The organism is Polaromonas sp. P1_G2, assembly GCF_056405515.1.
In genome coordinates, this window is record NZ_JBFUBY010001420.1 from 1 (window position 1) to 406 (window position 406).

A 406-nucleotide genomic window follows, 5' to 3' on the forward strand; every position below is an offset into this window, starting at 1 on the left:
GGTCTGGGAGGCAGACAAGCCGAATGCCGGCTTTACCACTGCCAAGCCCTGGTTGCCGGTGCCGAAGGCGCATCTGCCGCTGGCTGTCGACCGGCAGGAGGGTGTGCCGGACTCGGTACTGACGCACTATCGCGACACGCTCGCCTTCCGCAAAGCACATGCGGCGATAGTGCGCGGTGACTTTGCATTGCTGCAGGTCAACCAGGATCTGCTTGTTTTCACCCGCAAGACGGGCGACGAGGGTCTGCTCTTCGTCTTCAACCTGACGCGACAGCCGCAGACATTCTCGATCCCGACAACGATCACGGTCAAAGAACAGCTCGAAATGCCCGGCTTCAAACCGAAGCTCAGCGGTAGGTCGATCTCGCTGTCGGCGCTGGACGCTTTCTGCGCGCGGATCTGAAGC

General features: G+C 61.3%; 1 protein-coding gene. It reads left to right on the top strand.

Translation table 11 applies throughout. The features are described from left to right. A partial coding sequence (locus AC1D0P_RS30870; protein ID WP_477680212.1) for an alpha-amylase family glycosyl hydrolase occupies window positions 1-403 on the top strand: 403 nt, incomplete at its 5' end. Between the last annotated feature and the right edge of the window lie 3 nt (window positions 404-406).